At 59.3% G+C, this 16,228-nt stretch carries 11 protein-coding genes; all 11 read left to right on the top strand.

All coding sequences use genetic code 11. The features are described 5' to 3' along the window. The first annotated feature begins 74 nt into the window (after window positions 1-74). Window positions 75-3,572, top strand: a complete 3,498-nt coding sequence (gene smc / locus F0M18_RS19125) for a chromosome segregation protein SMC (RefSeq protein ID WP_149613069.1) — start codon at window positions 75-77, stop codon at window positions 3,570-3,572. A gap of 12 nt (window positions 3,573-3,584) precedes the next feature. Continuing rightward, window positions 3,585-4,502, top strand: coding sequence for a cell division protein ZipA (zipA, locus tag F0M18_RS19120; RefSeq protein WP_149613068.1), 918 nt, complete (start codon window positions 3,585-3,587; stop codon window positions 4,500-4,502). A gap of 13 nt (window positions 4,503-4,515) precedes the next feature. Then, a complete protein-coding gene (ligA, locus tag F0M18_RS19115) occupies window positions 4,516-6,549 on the top strand; it encodes an NAD-dependent DNA ligase LigA (protein ID WP_149613067.1) in 2,034 nt (677 codons plus the stop codon). Continuing rightward, window positions 6,546-7,148 carry a transglycosylase SLT domain-containing protein gene (locus F0M18_RS19110; RefSeq protein ID WP_223178020.1) on the top strand — a complete coding sequence of 201 codons (603 nt, stop codon included), beginning with the start codon at window positions 6,546-6,548 and terminating at the stop codon, window positions 7,146-7,148. The genes ligA and F0M18_RS19110 overlap by 4 nt, the downstream gene beginning before the upstream one ends. A 181-nt stretch (window positions 7,149-7,329) precedes the next feature. Then, window positions 7,330-9,102, top strand: a complete 1,773-nt coding sequence (locus F0M18_RS19105; protein ID WP_149613066.1) for an FAD-dependent oxidoreductase — start codon at window positions 7,330-7,332, stop codon at window positions 9,100-9,102. A 3-nt stretch (window positions 9,103-9,105) separates the two neighbouring features. Further along, on the top strand, window positions 9,106-10,962 hold the full coding sequence (locus F0M18_RS19100) for a 2-oxoacid:acceptor oxidoreductase subunit alpha (RefSeq protein WP_149613065.1): 1,857 nt from the start codon (window positions 9,106-9,108) through the stop codon (window positions 10,960-10,962). Between the two features lie 3 nt (window positions 10,963-10,965). Then, window positions 10,966-12,018 carry a 2-oxoacid:ferredoxin oxidoreductase subunit beta gene (locus tag F0M18_RS19095; RefSeq protein WP_149613064.1) on the top strand — a complete coding sequence of 351 codons (1,053 nt, stop codon included), beginning with the start codon at window positions 10,966-10,968 and terminating at the stop codon, window positions 12,016-12,018. A 182-nt stretch (window positions 12,019-12,200) separates the two neighbouring features. Next, entirely contained in the window at window positions 12,201-12,902 is a 702-nt protein-coding gene (gene phoB / locus F0M18_RS19090) for a phosphate regulon transcriptional regulator PhoB (protein WP_149613063.1), read from the top strand. 18 nt (window positions 12,903-12,920) lie between these two features. Then, on the top strand, window positions 12,921-14,216 hold the full coding sequence (gene phoR, locus F0M18_RS19085; protein ID WP_149613062.1) for a phosphate regulon sensor histidine kinase PhoR: 1,296 nt from the start codon (window positions 12,921-12,923) through the stop codon (window positions 14,214-14,216). Continuing rightward, window positions 14,210-14,932, top strand: coding sequence for a phosphate signaling complex protein PhoU (phoU, locus tag F0M18_RS19080; RefSeq protein ID WP_149613061.1), 723 nt, complete (start codon window positions 14,210-14,212; stop codon window positions 14,930-14,932). The genes phoR and phoU overlap by 7 nt, the downstream gene beginning before the upstream one ends. Window positions 14,933-15,077: 145 nt before the next feature. Next, on the top strand, window positions 15,078-16,220 hold the full coding sequence (locus tag F0M18_RS19075; RefSeq protein WP_223178019.1) for a substrate-binding domain-containing protein: 1,143 nt from the start codon (window positions 15,078-15,080) through the stop codon (window positions 16,218-16,220). Window positions 16,221-16,228 lie beyond the last annotated feature (8 nt).

Genomic DNA, 16,228 nt, shown 5'->3' with positions numbered 1-16,228 from the left:
GTTGGGGTGTTTTTTGGTGAAAACCCGGATAAACATATAAAAAACAGCAAGATATAGCGGGTAGTTAAAGTTAAATGCGACTAAAGTCTATCAAGCTGGCGGGTTTCAAATCTTTCGTCGACCCTACGACCGTCAATTTCCCCAGCAATATGTGCGCTGTCGTGGGCCCCAACGGCTGCGGTAAATCCAATGTCATCGATGCCGTGCGCTGGGTGATGGGCGAGAGCTCCGCCAAGAACCTGCGCGGCGAGTCCATGACCGATGTCATCTTCAACGGATCGGTTAACCGGCAGCCGGTAGGTCAGGCCTCGATCGAGCTGGTTTTTGACAACCACGACGGCGGCGTCGGCGGTGAGTATGCCAGCTACGCAGAGATATCCATCCGCCGCTCCGTGTCCCGGGAAGGGCAGTCGGAGTATTTCCTCAATGGCACCAAGTGCCGGCGGCGGGATATTACCGATATTTTCCTCGGTACCGGCCTCGGCCCGCGCAGTTACGCCATTATCGAACAGGGCATGATCTCCAGGCTGATTGAATCCAAGCCCGAGGAGTTGCGCATCTTTATCGAGGAGGCGGCGGGCATCTCCAAATACAAGGAGCGGCGCAAGGAAACAGAGAGCCGCATGCGCCGCACCCTGGAGAACCTCGAGCGGCTGACGGACCTGCGCGATGAGTTGGATCGCCAGCTGCAGCACCTGCAACGCCAGGCCCAGGCGGCGGAAAAGTACAGCGAATTTAAAGAAGAAGAACGGCGCTACAAGGCACAGTTGCTGGCGCTGCAGTGGGCGCAACTGGACGGTCAGGTAAGAGCGGTCACCCAGGCCATTGGTGAACTGGAAGTCAAACTGGAAGCGGTACACGCAGAGCATCAGCAGGTCGATACGGCGATAGAACAACAGCGGGTCGAGCATGCGGATCGCACCGACACCTTCAACAAGGTGCAGGCGACCTACTACTCGCTGGGTTCCGAAGTGGCGCGTATCGAGCAGACCATCAAGCACCAGCAGGAGCGCAGTCGGCAGCTGGCGGAAGACCTGCAGCAGACCAGTGATTCGCTGGAGCAGGCCGAGAGCCACCTCGGTGACGATCGCGACAAGCTGCTTGGCTGGGAGCAGGAAATGGAAGCACTGGCGCCTGAGCTGGAAATGCTGCAGGCCGTAGAGGAGGCCAGCGCAGAGGCGCTGCTGCAGGCCGAAGACGCCATGCATGCCTGGCAGAACCAGTGGGATGAGTTCAACCAGCATGCGGCCGAACCACGCCAGCAGGCGGAGGTTCAGCAGTCGCGCATCCAGCACCTGGAGCAGGTATTGCAGCGTATCCAGGGGCGTACGCGCCAGCTGGAAGAAGAGCAGTCGGCCCTGGCTCCCGGGCCAGATGACGGCGAGATGGAGACATTGGCCGAACAGTTGGCCGAAGTCGAGATGATCATGGCGACACACGAAGGCAGCGCCGAGCAAGCCGTGGAACAGATATCGGCGACGCGGGAGCGCAGCAGCCGGCTGTCGACAGAGCTCAACGCGGTGCGTTCCAGCCTGCAGCAACTCCGCGGGCGCCAGGCCTCCCTGGAGGCGTTGCAGCAGGCGGCCATGGAAGACGGCAGCGCCGAAGTGGGTGAGTGGCTGCAGGCGCAGCAACTGGCGGACAAGCCCCGCCTGCTGGAGCAGTTGCAGGTGGATGATGGTTGGCAGCTGGCCGTGGAAACCGTGCTCGGTGACTACCTGCAGGCGGTGTGCGTGGACAATCTCGGTGAGCTCGGGCAGATGCTGGGCAGCCTGGAGCAGGGCCAGTTGGCACTACTCGAGTCGGCGGCGCAGGCGCCGGTATCGCCACAGTACCTGGCGTCCAAAGTACAGAGTGGTGGCAGGGCCGACGCCCTGTTGCGTGGCGTGAAAGTGGCCAATGACCTGGCCGAGGCCATGGCCCTGCGCCCCGGTCTGTCAGCCGGCGAATCGGTTATTACGCCAGAGGGGATCTGGCTGGGCCCGAACTGGTTACGGATTACGCGCCTGGCGCAACAGCACGGTGGCGTGATCCAGCGCCAGCAGGAGCTCGAGCAGCTTGAACAGGACCTCGCCGCCGCCAGTGATCGCGAGCAGGAACTGGAGCTGGCGCAGCAGCGCGCCGAGCGCGAGCTGAAGGAACTTGAAGACGCGCGCCAGGCCGCGCAGCGCGAGTTGCAGGGTGCCACGCGCGAGCATGCCGAATTGAGCTCGCAGCTTTCCGCACTGCAGGCGCGGGTAGAGCAGCTGACCGCCCGTCGCGAGCGTCTCGATACCGACCTGCAGGAAGCCCGTGAGCAATTCAGGCAGGAGCAGGAGTCAGTAGCCGAGGCCAGGCAGTTGCTGGCCGAGGCGATTGAATCCATGGATAGCGATTCCCATCGGCGCGAGGAACTGCTTTCGGTTCGCGACGAAACTCGCGGTCAGCTCGATACCTGCCGGCAGAAGGCCAGGCATGACAAGGATGTGGCGCATCGCGCCGCCATGCGTCACCAGTCATTGCAGACGCAGTTGAGCTCGATGCGAGAATCCATCGATCGTACCAACAGCCAGGTCGCCCAGCTGCGTGAGCGCCGCGAGGCACTGCAGCGCAATGTCCACGATAACGACAATCCGCTGGAGGGCCTGCAGACCGAGCTGGAGGCACAACTGGAGTTGCGCCTGCAGGCCGAAGGAGAGCTGACCGAGGCACGCCAGTCGGTCGCCGAAATCGATCACAGCCTGCGTGAGCTCGAGCAGCAACGCGCCGGTATCGAGCATCGCGCCGAGTCCGTGCGCAATGAACTGGAGCAGCAGCGCATCAACGGCCAAACACTGCAGGTGCAGCGCGAGAACATACAGCGCCAGCTGCAGGAAGCCGAGCAGGATGTCGACGCGGTGCTGGCGAGCATGCCTGAAGAAGCCTCCGAAGCCGAGTGGCAGCGTCAGCTGGAGAAAATTGCCAGCCGCATTGCCAGGCTGGGCCCGATCAACCTCGCTGCGATTGACGAATACACGCTGCAGTCCGAGCGCAAGAACTATCTCGATGCGCAGAACGAGGATCTGGAGACAGCACTCAACACGCTCGAGAATGCCATCCGCAAGATCGACAAGGAAACGCGGAATCGCTTCCAGGAAACCTTCGACCAGGTCAACGGTGGTTTACAGGAGCTGTTCCCGCGCGTCTTCGGCGGTGGCAGTGCCTACCTGGAAATGACGGGAGACGACCTGCTCAATACCGGCATCGCTATCATGGCGAGGCCACCGGGCAAGAAAAACAGCACCATTCACCTGCTTTCCGGCGGTGAGAAGGCCCTGACCGCCATCGCGCTGGTGTTTTCCATTTTCCAGCTCAATCCGGCACCATTCTGTATGCTGGACGAGGTCGATGCACCGCTGGATGACGCCAACACCGCGCGCTATGCCCGCATGGTCAAGGAAATGTCGGAGAAGGTGCAGTTCATTTTCATTACCCACAACAAGATCACCATGGAACAGGCAGATCAACTAATGGGTGTTACCATGCACGAACCGGGCGTTTCTCGCCTGGTGACAGTCGATGTGGACGAAGCCGCCGAACTGGCGGCAAGCTGATAGGTCGAGGTAATGTCGGAGTTAACCGTACGGGACTGGATGGTCATTATAGGTGTGCTGCTGATCACGGCGGTGCTGCTTGATGCCTGGCGCAGGGTGCGCAGTGACAAATACTCCCGGGTGAAGGTAAAACTGGCACCACAGGAGGAAGTGGCGGGTGCCGAGGAAGACGAGGACCTGTCCTGGCTGAAGGAACTGCCCAACGGCGGCGCCCGCGTGGTCAGGCGTGGCGATCTGCTCAAGGCCGCAGGGCATTTCTCCGATGAGCAGGCCGAGAACGAGGCGAGCGCAACGACGGAGACAGAGCCCGCTACCGAGGACTCGAGCGCCGCTCACCATGCGGTGGCTGAAGAGCAGGGCGATGAGCTGTTGGCGGGGCTGTCGGCGGATGAGCAGGGTGTAGAAAACCTCGACTGGCTCGATGGCATGGGTGCAGATCGAACCGTCGATCAACAGGCTAGCGAGCAGGCCAGTCCCGGGAAACTGCCCAGGGATGTGGAGCCGGAAGTCTTTATGCTCAACGTGATGGCGCGCGACGCCAGGGGGTTCAAGGGCGAGGACATACTGCATATTCTGCTGGCCTGTGATTTGCGCTTCGGAGACATGAACTTCTTCCACCGTCACGAGTTCGAGGCTGGCAAGGGCGCAATTCAGTTCAGCGTTGCCAATATGATGCAGCCCGGCGTGTTCGACATCGATAACATGTCTGACTTCAATACACCCGGCCTGGTGTTTTTCCTTACCCTGCCGGGGCCTGAGGACATGATGAAGGCCTTCGATTACATGCTCGAGACGGCCCAGGCGGTAGCGCGCAACCTGGGCGGTGATGTGCTGGATGAATCACGCAGCGTGCTGACAAAGCAAACGCTGGATCACTGTCGGCAGCAGATTCGTGACCTCGAGCGCCGGATGATGGCCAGGACCTCCTGAGCGGAAAACCCCCGTGAGCGATACCGATACAGACGCGCAAGCGGCGCAGTTGCGCCAGCAGTTGCGTGAGTGGAACTATCGCTATTATGTGCTGGACGACCCCAGCGTCCCCGATGCGGAATACGATCGTGTGTTGCGCGCGTTGCAGCAGCTGGAGCAGGATCACCCGGAGCTGGTGACGCCAGATTCGCCCACCCAGCGGGTGGGTGCCACGCCGCTGGAGCAATTCAGCCAGGTCGCCCATGAAGTGCCCATGCTGTCACTGGACAACGCTTTTGACGCTGACGAACTGGCCGCTTTTGAGCGCCGCCTGCTCGACCGTCTCGGTGATTCCGCCGCGCCCATCCCCTACAGTTGTGAGCCCAAGCTCGACGGTATTGCGGTAAGCCTGCTGTACCGCGATGGCGTGCTCGTTCGCGGCGCCACCCGCGGTGATGGTCGCACCGGTGAGGACATCACGCACAATGTGCGCACCGTTCCCTCCATTCCCCTGCAGTTGCGCGGCAGCGACTATCCCGGCGTACTGGAGGTTCGCGGTGAGGTCTACATGCCCCGCGCTGGCTTCGAGCAGTTGAATGAACAGGCGCGAGCGGAGGGCAGCAAGCCCTTCGTGAACCCGCGCAACGCGGCAGCAGGGAGCCTCAGGCAGCTCGATGCTCGCATTACCGCCCGCCGCAACCTGGAAATGTGCTGTTACGGCGTGGGCCAGGTGGAGGAGGGGGAGTTGCCGCCTGAGCAGTCCGCTGTGCTGCAGCAACTCAATGCCTGGGGGCTGCGCATAAATAACGAGGCCCGTGTGGTGGAGGGGATAGCGGCCTGCGAGGAGTATTACGAATACCTGGCGGCCAGGCGCGATGCCTTGCCGTACGATATCGACGGCATCGTTTACAAGGTTAACCGCATAGACCAGCAGCAGGCCCTGGGATTTATTTCCCGGTCACCGCGCTGGGCCATCGCGCGCAAGTTTCCCGCGCAAGAGCAGATGACGCGGCTGCTGGACGTGGAATTCCAGGTGGGGCGCACCGGTGCCGTGACGCCGGTGGCGAGGTTGGAGCCGGTATTCGTCGGCGGTGTCACGGTCAGTAATGCGACCCTGCACAACCGTGACGAGATTGAGCGCCTTGGGGTGCAGGTAGGCGATACCGTTGTCGTGCGCCGCGCCGGGGACGTCATCCCCCAGGTGGTGTCAGTGGTGGCGGAAAGGCGACCAAAGGACGCCCGTCCGATTGAATTTCCCAGCCGCTGCCCCGTTTGCGGTTCGCCCACAGAGAGGCTTGAAGGCGAGGCAGTAATACGCTGTATGGGTGGCCTGGTCTGCGCGGCACAACAGAAAGCGGCGATCAAGCATTTTGCCTCGCGACGCGCCCTGGATATTGAAGGGCTGGGTGACAAGCTGGTCGAGCAATTGGTGGATGAGGGCCTGGTGGCGAGCGTCGCCAGCCTGTACCGCCTGCAAAAGGATCAGCTGCTGGCGCTGGAGCGGATGGGCGAGAAATCTGCGGACAACCTGCTGGCCGCTATTGAGAAAAGCAAAAGCACCACCTTGCCGCGTTTCATCTTCGCCCTGGGCATACGCGAGGTGGGCGAGGCGACAGCGGCAAACCTTGCAAGGCACTTTGGCTCCTGGGATGCACTGGTTGCTGCGTCGGAGGAACAGTTGCTGGAGGTGGCCGACGTGGGGCCGGTGGTGGCAGATCACCTGCGCCAGTTCTTCGATTCCAGTGACAGCATGGCGCTGGCAGCAGAGCTCAGGGATTTGGGTATGCACTGGCCGGACCTGGATGTGGTGCCGGCTGATGCCTTGCCGTTGGCGGGGCAGACCTGGGTGGTTACGGGCAAGCTCGAGGAAATGGGGCGCAATGAGGCCAAGGCGCTGCTACAACAGCTGGGTGCCAAGGTCGCCGGCAGCGTATCGGCACGAACCCATTGCGTGGTCGCCGGCCCCGGTGCCGGATCGAAATTGACCAAAGCCCGCGAGCTGGGCATCGAGGTCATCGACGAGGCGGGCTTTATCGAGCTGCTTGGCTCCCACGGGATGACACCGTGACGCGCCTTGCGCTGCTCGTCATTGCCCTGTTGCTGGCTGGCTGCACCACCTCTCCACCCACCAACGTGGAGAACATCTGCGCTATCTTCGAGGAAAAACGGGGCTGGTATGACGATGCCGCCGATGCCCGGGATAACTGGGGCAGCCCCATTCCAGTTGCCATGGCGATCATGCACCAGGAGTCGCGCTTCGTTGCCAAGGCGCGGCCGCCGCGAAAGAAAATATTCGGTTTCATTCCCGGGCCGCGTCCCTCTGATGCCTACGGTTACAGCCAGGCCAAGAAGTCCACATGGAAAGAGTACAAGCGCGGCGCCGGCAATTATGGCGCAGACCGCGACGACTTTGCCGACGCGATTGATTTCATCGGCTGGTATAACCACCGATCCAATCGCCGCAACGGCATTAGCAAGCAGGACACCTACCGGTTGTACCTCGCTTATCACGAAGGCAACGGCGGCTACAGCCGCGGATCCTATCGCAACAAGGACTGGTTGAAGCAGGTGGCGCGCAAAGTCGAGCGCAGGGCCGGCAGTTATCGCCAGCAGTTGCATGGCTGCGAAGCGTCGCTGAAAAAACGTGGCTGGTTCTTTGGCTGGTAAAAGTTAACCCTGAACACATATGGGGTATTACTGTTACTTATGCGAAAACGTGCATAAGTCACGGATAAGTAACGTTTTCTATACTGCGGGCCTGATGCATTGCTGATACACATGTGCAACAATCTTCAACGTTTGTGACGCGCATGTTGCCGCGTCGCCAAAGCGACTGAAGAGCCTCAACGTGAAACCAACCGATATCCAAGATCCAGAGTACTTCCACAAAGTAGTCGATTGCCAGTATGCCTGCCCCGCACACACACCGGTGCCGGAGTACATTCGCCTGATCGCGGCGGAACGCTACGATGATGCCTACATGATCAACTGGCAGTCGAACGTCTTTCCCGGTGTGCTCGGGCGCACCTGCGATCGCCCCTGTGAACCGGCCTGCCGTCGCGGCCGGGTAGAGGATGAACCGGTCGCAATCTGTCGCCTCAAGCGTGTCGCTGCCGATAACAAATCCGATATCCGCGACAGGCTGCCGACGGTTCCGCAGCAGAAAAATGGCAAGCGCATTGCGCTGATCGGCGCCGGTCCCGCTTCGCTGACCGTCGCACGCGACCTCGCACCGCTGGGTTATAGCATCGATGTCTATGACAACCAGTTTGCCGGTGGTGGCATGATGCGCAGCCAGATACCTTCCTTTCGCCTGCCGGAAGAAGTACTTAACGAAGAGGTCAACTACATCCTCGACATGGATATCAATGCCACCTTTGATGTCTGGGTTGAGAGCCTGCGGGAAGTACTGGATAAAGGCTACGACGCCATTTTTGTGGGCACTGGCGCGCCCCGCGGTAAGGGCTTGAATCTTCCTGGCCTGGAAGACGCCGCGGAACATGTTCACCTCGGCATCGACTGGCTTGCCAGCGTCGCCTTCGAGCATACCGACAAGATCGAGCCTCGTGTGCTGGTTCTGGGTGGCGGCAACACCGCCATGGACTGCTGTCGCACGTCCAAACGTCTCGGCGGCGAGGATGTCAGGGTGGTGGTGCGCAGTCCGTTCGAGGATATGAAAGCATCGCCCTGGGAAAAAGAAGACGCCATGCACGAGGGCATCCCCATCTACAACAACCACGTACCGAAAGAGTTCGTGGTCGAGGATGGCGAGTTCAAGGGCATGCATTTCGAAAAAGTAGAAGCTCGCTACGACGATGACGGCAAACGCAGCCTGGTGCCTACCGGGGAGCCGCTGGTTTTCATGGAGGCTGATGTGGTGTTGATGGCCATCGGCCAGGAAAACTCCTTCCCGTGGATAGAAAGAGACCTGGGCATTGAGTTCGACAAATGGGATATGCCCGTTGTGGACCCGGTCACTTTCCAATCCACCAACGACAGGATCTTCTTCGGCGGCGACGCGGCCTTCGGGCCGGAGAACGTCATCACGGCGGTGGCGCACGGTCACCAGGCGGCTATCAGCATTGACAAGTTCTGTCGCGGTGAGCCGGTGTCAGAACGACCACCCCCCGGGGTCACGCTTGCAAGCCAGAAAATGGGCGTGCACGAATGGAGTTATGACAACGCAGTGGCGTCGGATCAACGCTATATCGTGCCGCTGGCGCCGCTGGAGAAAACACTGTCCGATCGCAAGATGGAGGTGGAGCTGGGCTTTGATGCGGATACCGGGTACAAGGAGGCAGAGCGCTGCCTCAACTGCGACGTGCAGACCGTGTTTGAAGAGAAGCGCTGTATCGAGTGCGACGCCTGCGTGGATATCTGTCCTACCGACTGCATTACCTTCACCGCCAACGGGGAGGAGGAGGAACTGCGTACACGCCTGACTGCCCCCGCTGGCAATACGGCCCAGGACCTCTACGTATCAGCTGACCTGCCCACCACCCGGGTGATGGTTAAAGACGAAAATGTCTGCCTGCATTGCGGACTCTGCGCTGAACGCTGCCCCACATCGGCCTGGGACATGCAAAAATTCCTCTACCATGTCACCACGGCGGGGCAGTAATCCATGAAGCAACTCGAATCCGTCAACGACTTCGTTATCAAATTTGCCAACGTTAACGGCACCGGTTCTGCCAGTGCCAACAACATGTTTGCCAAGGCGCTGTTCCGTATGGGGCTGCCCGTCAGTCCGAAAAATATTTTCCCTTCCAATATCCAGGGCCTGCCCACGTGGTACGAGGTGAGGGTGAGCGAGGAGGGCTACCTGGGCCGGCGCGGCGGTATCGACATCGCTCTTTCAGTCAATCCACAGAGCATGGCGCAGGATATCCAGGAGGTTGAGCCGGGCGGCTATTTTATCTACGACAATACCAAGCCTCTCGATCTGCGCCTGGTACGCAATGACGTCAACATCATCGGTATTCCGCTCACGCGTATCTGTAACGAAGAATACCAGGACCCGAGACAGCGCCAGTTGTTCAAGAATGTGATCTACGTGGGCGCGCTGGCGGCGCTGTTGGACATGGATTTCAAAGTGCTCACAGATCTGGTGGCGGACCAGTTTAAAGGTAAGGAAAAGCTGATCCTTCCCAATATTCACGCCCTGGAACTGGGCAACCAGTATGCGCGCAATCATTTTGATTGCCCGATCGGTATTCGTGTGCAAACGGCGGATGCGGTCGGTGACAAAATACTGCTGGACGGCAATACCGCACTCGGCCTCGGTGCCGTATACGGTGGTGCGACGGTGGCTGCGTGGTACCCGATCACGCCGTCTACCTCGGTGGTTGACGCCTTCGAAAAATACGCGCGCCGGGTGCGCATCGATCCGGGCACCGGCCGCAAGAACTACGCCATCGTGCAGGCGGAGGATGAACTGTCCGCGATTGGCATGGTCATTGGCGCCGGCTGGAACGGGGCGAGATCGTTCACCGCGACCAGTGGCCCCGGCGTGTCACTGATGAGTGAATTCCTGGGCCTGGCGTACTTCGCCGAAATTCCTACCGTGCTGTTTGATGTGCAGCGGGCGGGTCCGTCCACGGGAATGCCGACGCGCACCCAGCAGTCAGATATCCTCTCAACGGCCTACGCCTCACACGGTGACACCAAGCAGGTGTTGCTGTTTCCGTCGACGCCCAAGGAGTGCTTTGATTTTGGCGCGCAGGCATTCGACCTGGCCGAGCGGCTGCAAACACCGATTATCGTCATGACGGACCTCGATCTGGGCATGAACGACAACATGTCTGCTCCGCTGGAATGGGAAGATGGGCGCGAATACGATCGCGGCAAGGTCATGACCGCAGAAGAGCTAGAAGCCGGCAAGGAGTTTGGCCGCTACATGGATGTGGACGGTGATGCCATCTGTTATCGCACCTACCCGGCCACTCACCCAGATCGCGGGGCCTTCTTTACCCGGGGTACCTCGCGGGATGAGAAAGCCGTGTACACCGAGAAGGGCGAGGAGTACGAAGAGAACATGCTGCGCCTGATGCGCAAGTGGGACACGATCAAGGAATATGTACCTGGGCCCGAAGTAGTCAAAGCCGCACAGGAAACCGATGTCGCGGTGCTGTACTTCGGCACCAGTGAAGAGTCTTCCCGTGAAGCGCTGGACTACCTCGCCAAGGAAGGTGTGCACATGGACGCGATGCGAGTGCGCGCTTTCCCCTTCAACCATGAGGTCAAGTCATTCATTGAGGAGCATGAACAGGTGTTCGTGATCGAGCAGAACCGCGATGCGCAGTTGCGCACACTGCTGATGGCCGAGTTCGAATTCGGCCCCGACAAGCTGAAATCTGTACTGTGCTTCGACGGTACCCCGATCAGCGCGCGGAACATCAAGAAACAGATTAATCTGCATCTGGACGGGGGCGAAGTTGAGCCACTGCACCGTACCAAAGTCGCCAGTTCAGGCGGGGAATAAAACATGAGTTACCAGATACCGAAATTTCGTCATCCCGAATTGCCAGTCAATGACCTGGGGTATACCCGTGCCGACTACGAAGGGTCGATATCCACGCTTTGCGCGGGCTGTGGTCACGATTCGATTTCCGGCGCCATCGTCAAGGCCTGCCACGAGCTTTCTATAGAACCGCACAAGATTGCCAAGTTGTCCGGTATCGGCTGTTCCTCCAAGGCGCCTACCTATTTCCTGGGCAAGTCACACGGCTTCAACTCAGTGCACGGGCGTATGCCTTCGGTAGCTACCGGTGCGGCAATGGCAAATCGCGACCTGCTCTATCTCGGTGTTTCCGGCGATGGCGACACGGCATCCATTGGTATGGGCCAGTTTGCGCACGTCGCGCGCCGCAACCTGAACATGGTCTACATTGTCATGAACAACGGCTGCTACGGGCTGACCAAGGGCCAGGATTCCGCCACCGCGGACGAGGGCTCGGTGAGTAAAAAAGGCGATGCCAACATTTATTCCGCCATTGACCTGTGCGCGACGGCCATGCAAATGGGCGCGACCTTTGTGGCGCGCAGTTTTTCCGGTGACAAGCAACAGCTGGTGCCGCTGATCAAGGCCGCAATCAGCCATCGCGGCTTTGCTTTCATCGATGTGGTGTCACCCTGCGTGACCTTCAATAACAACCCCGGGTCCACCAAGAGTTACGAATTTGTGCGTGAACATGCCGAGGCCACTGGAACCGTTGACTTTGTGCCCATGCAGAAGGAAATTACCACCGACTACGAACCCGGATTCAGTCACGAAGTGACCATGCATGACGGCTCGACCGTACATCTCTACAAGATGGAGGAAGAGATGAACCCGTTTGATCGCACCTCGGCATTGATTGCGATGGAGAAGCACCGCACTGCGGGCGATATTCTCACCGGGCTCATCTACATGGACAGGGACTCCAGAGACCTGCATGACGTCATGGAGACATCACGGCGACCGCTGAACACGCTGGGCGCCGAAGATTTGTGTCCCGGCAACCAGATGCTGAAGAACATCAACGCCAGTCTGCGTTGAGCGAGTGATCCCCGGCAGGCAGGGCAACGAGTCACCTCGTTGTTTTGTGGCCAAGCGCTGGTTATTGAAGGGAAACGAGCGGACAGTGCATTCTGTTCGCATTCCAGCGTGATTTGTCATTTAATTGTCACAATTTCATCATCTAATACCTGCATTCGTAAGAATGAAGGAAAGTGTGAAGTATGTCTGAACGAACGGTTCTGATCGTCGATGATGAGTCGGCTATACGCGATATGTTGCGTATGGCGCTGGAAATAGCCGAATACAATTGCATAGAAGCTGAGAATATCCAGCAGGCCTATACGCAGGTCATCGACAAGCGCCCGGACATGGTGTTGCTGGACTGGATGTTGCCAGGTGGTAGCGGACTGGAACTGCTGCGCCGCCTGAAGCGCGATGACAGCACCCGCGAAGTACCGGTAATCATGCTGACTGCGAAGACCGCTGAAGACAACGTGATCCAGGGGCTCGATGTCGGTGCCGATGACTACATCACCAAGCCTTTCGCACCACGGGAGTTGATAGCGAGGGTGCGGGCCCTGTTGCGCCGCTCAGGTGCTGGTGAGGAGCAGGGCCGCCTGGAGGTGAGCGGGCTGGTACTGGATGGTGACAGCCGGCGAATCTACATTGGTGATGAACCAGTGGATATGGGGCCGACTGAATTCAACCTGCTACAGTTTTTCATGTCACACCCGGAGCGTGCCTACACCCGGGGCCAGCTGCTGGACCAGGTCTGGGGTGCCAACGTGTACGTGGAAGAGCGTACCGTCGATGTGCATATCAGGCGCTTGCGGAAGGCCCTGCAAAGGGACGAAGCGGATTACAGTGGATTGATACAGACAGTGCGCGGGACAGGTTATCGCTTTTCCTCGCGCGGTTTGTAGGAGCTTTAAGCGACGCACATGGAGTGGCTGGCTGCGATAACGAGAATGCTTGCGCTGGTGGCCGCTGGCGGCGTGCTGGGCTGGTATCTGGGTAGTGCGCTGGTCGGACTTACCGCCGCGTCCCTGTTGATCCTGTTTTTCTGGAGCCACCAGATCTGGCGTATTGAGCGCTGGCTGCAGGACAGCACCAGGCCGCCACCGGATGTGCATGGCATCTGGGCGGAGTTGGTTGCGCGGGTCTACAAGCAGCAGCGGGTGGCCGCAGAGACCGAGGAACGCTTGCAGTCAACCGTGGATTACCTGCTCGACTCGTTTGCCGCCATGCGTGACGGTGTGGTGATCGTGGAGGAGGGTGGCGGCATACGCTGGTGCAATGAAGCAGCGCAGACTTTCCTTGGCCTGCGTTACCCTGATGATACCGGTCGGGCTATCACCAATCTCGTGCGCGAGCCGGAATTCAACGAGTACCTGCATGCCGGAAGTTACACTGAGCCATTGGTGTTCGAAACCAGCGGCCAGGTCAGGCGCCACCTGCAGGTTATCATCACGCGGTTTGCCGAAGGTGATATATTGCTTTTCATCCGCGACGTAACCGACCGGGTGCGCACTGAACAGATGCGTCGAGATTTCGTCGGCAACGTTTCACATGAGTTGCGCACGCCGCTGACCGTGATCATGGGTTATCTCGGTACCATGCTGGCGGGTGTGGACCAGATGCCCGCGCCTTACCAGCGTGCCATGCGGCAGATGGAAGGGCAGGCCGTGCGCATGGAAAACCTGCTCAAGGACCTGCTGTGGTTATCGCGAATCGAGACCACGGAGGGGCAGCAAAAACATGATCTTGTCGATATGACAGGGCTGCTGGAGGAACTGCGCGAAGAGGTCGCGAATGCCCATCCGGAACGCACTTTGCGCTTGCAGATCGATTGCCGGGAGAAGATTCGTGGAGATTACCGGGAGCTTTACAGTGCGGTCTCGAACCTCGTGTACAACGCGCTTAAATACAGCCCCGAGGACGGTGCTGTGACCATATCCGCCAGCTGTGAGGATGGCCGCTACTGCCTTGCGGTAGAGGACGAGGGCATCGGTATTGATGCGCATCACATACCGCGTCTGACTGAGCGATTTTACCGGGTGGATGACAGCCGCTCTTCCAGTACCGGGGGTACCGGGCTTGGCCTGGCTATCGTCAAGCACGTGGCCGCGGCGCATGGCGCACAACTGAATATTGACAGTACCCTGGGGCGGGGCAGTACCTTTAAATTACTGTTCCCTATGGCCGCGGAGAACACGGGAGACATGCAGGCATGTTGAGACAGGACGACCACAAGCAGCACATATCCGAGCGCTTTAACACCGAGTTGGAGGGCATCAAGAACCAGTTGCTGGAAATGGGCGGCAAGGTAGAGAAGCAGCTCAATGCCGCCGTGGCGGCACTCGTTGCCAGGGACACTGGTGAGGCGGAGGAAATCATCAATCGTGACCACGAGGTCAACCAGATGGAGATGCGCATCGATGATGAGTGTTCGACCATTATCGCCCGCCGCCAGCCCACCGCCAGCGACCTGCGCCTGGTGATGACCGTCATCAAGGTGAACACGGATGTCGAGCGCATCGGCGATGAAGCAGCCAAGATCGCGCGCCAGGGTATCCGGCTTGCGGAAGAGAATGTGTCACCCACCAACTACATAGAGATCCGTCGCATCGGCAGCCACGTGGCCACAATGTTGCGCAAGTCACTGGATGCATTCGCGCGTCTCGACATGGAGCTGGCTGTGGAAGTGGTGCAGGAGGATACGGAAGTCGACCGGGAGTATGGCAGTGCCATGCGCTCACTGGTGACGTTCATGATGGAGGATCCGCGGGACATCGGGGCCATACTCAATGAGATGTGGGCCCTGCGCAGCCTCGAGCGAATCGGCGACCACGCCTCGAATATCGCCGAGCACGTTATCTACCTTGTGCGAGGCCAGGATGTCAGGCATCAGCGCTCCATTGAGGAATTCATGGACAAGGTGAGCGACCAATAGGTCCGCGATGCTTACAGTTTCCAAAATCATCAATAATTTCAAATACTTGCCGTTGTAATATTCCCGTAACAATTGGTCCCTAGACTGGCCGGCAATCACGCGTAATACAGCGTGGCAATTCAGGTTCTAAGGGAGCTCTACTCACGTGAATAAGCAGATCATCGGCGCCTTGGCGCTCACTGTAGGAATGACCCAGATCGGCAGTGTACAGGCGCAGGGCCGCGATAACGTCAGCATCGTCGGCTCTTCCACCGTGTATCCGTTTGCGACGGTCGTCGCCGAACGCTTCGGGCGCTCTACCGACTTCAAAACCCCCAAGATTGAGTCCACCGGTTCCGGTGGCGGTCTCAAGTTGTTTTGCAAAGGTGTCGGTGCCAACACTCCTGACATTACCAACTCGTCGCGCCGCATCAAGAAGAGCGAGTATGACCAGTGCCAGGAAAATGGCGTAACCGACGTGGTGGAAGTACTAGTCGGTTTCGACGGCATTGCTATTGCCAACTCCCGCCAGGCGCCAAAGCTGAGCCTCAGCCTGAAAGAACTCTACATGGCGCTGGCCAAGGACGTGCCCGGACCGGATGGCAAGTTGATAGCCAATCCCTACAAGAACTGGAAAGACATCAACCCGGCATTGCCGGCCACGCCGATCGAGGTGCTGGGTCCCCCGCCAACCTCGGGTACGCGTGATGCCTTTGCCGAGTTGGCCCTGGGCGGTGGCGCGCAGCAGATTCCTGCCCTGAAAGCACTGCGTGGCCTTGGCGCCGAGCAGGCAGATGAAATCAAGTCGGCAATGGCTGCGCTGGGTATCCCGGCGGGCGTGTACACATCCTATGAAGAGAGCAAAGGCAAGCCACCGAAAGGTAAGGATATCTTCAAGACCATCGCTTACTCTGTGCGCGAGGACGGTGCCTTCATCGAGGCCGGCGAGAACGACAACCTGATCGTGCAAAAGCTCGAGGCCAATCCTGAGGCCCTGGGTATCTTCGGTTTCAGTTTCCTCGAGGAAAACGGCGACAAGGTACAGGGATCGATGATCGGCGGTGTGGAGCCGACCTTCGACACGATTGCAGATGGGGACTACCCGGTATCGCGTCCGCTTTATTTCTACATCAAGGCGGCTCACGTGGGCCGCATACCTGGCATACAGGAGTATGCGCTGGAATTTACCTCCGAGCGCGCCATGGGTGAAGACGGCTACCTGCTGGAGAAGGGCCTGATACCGCTGGACGAGGACGAACTGGAGCAGATCCAGGCCGATGTCGCCGCGCTCAAGCGCCTGGAAATGTAGGCAAAGCC

The organism is Pseudohalioglobus sediminis (assembly GCF_008370495.1).
Lineage (GTDB): Bacteria > Pseudomonadota > Gammaproteobacteria > Pseudomonadales > Halieaceae > Halioglobus.
The sequence above is the reverse complement of the archived record's forward strand: the minus strand, read 5'-3'. Positions and strand labels throughout refer to the sequence as shown.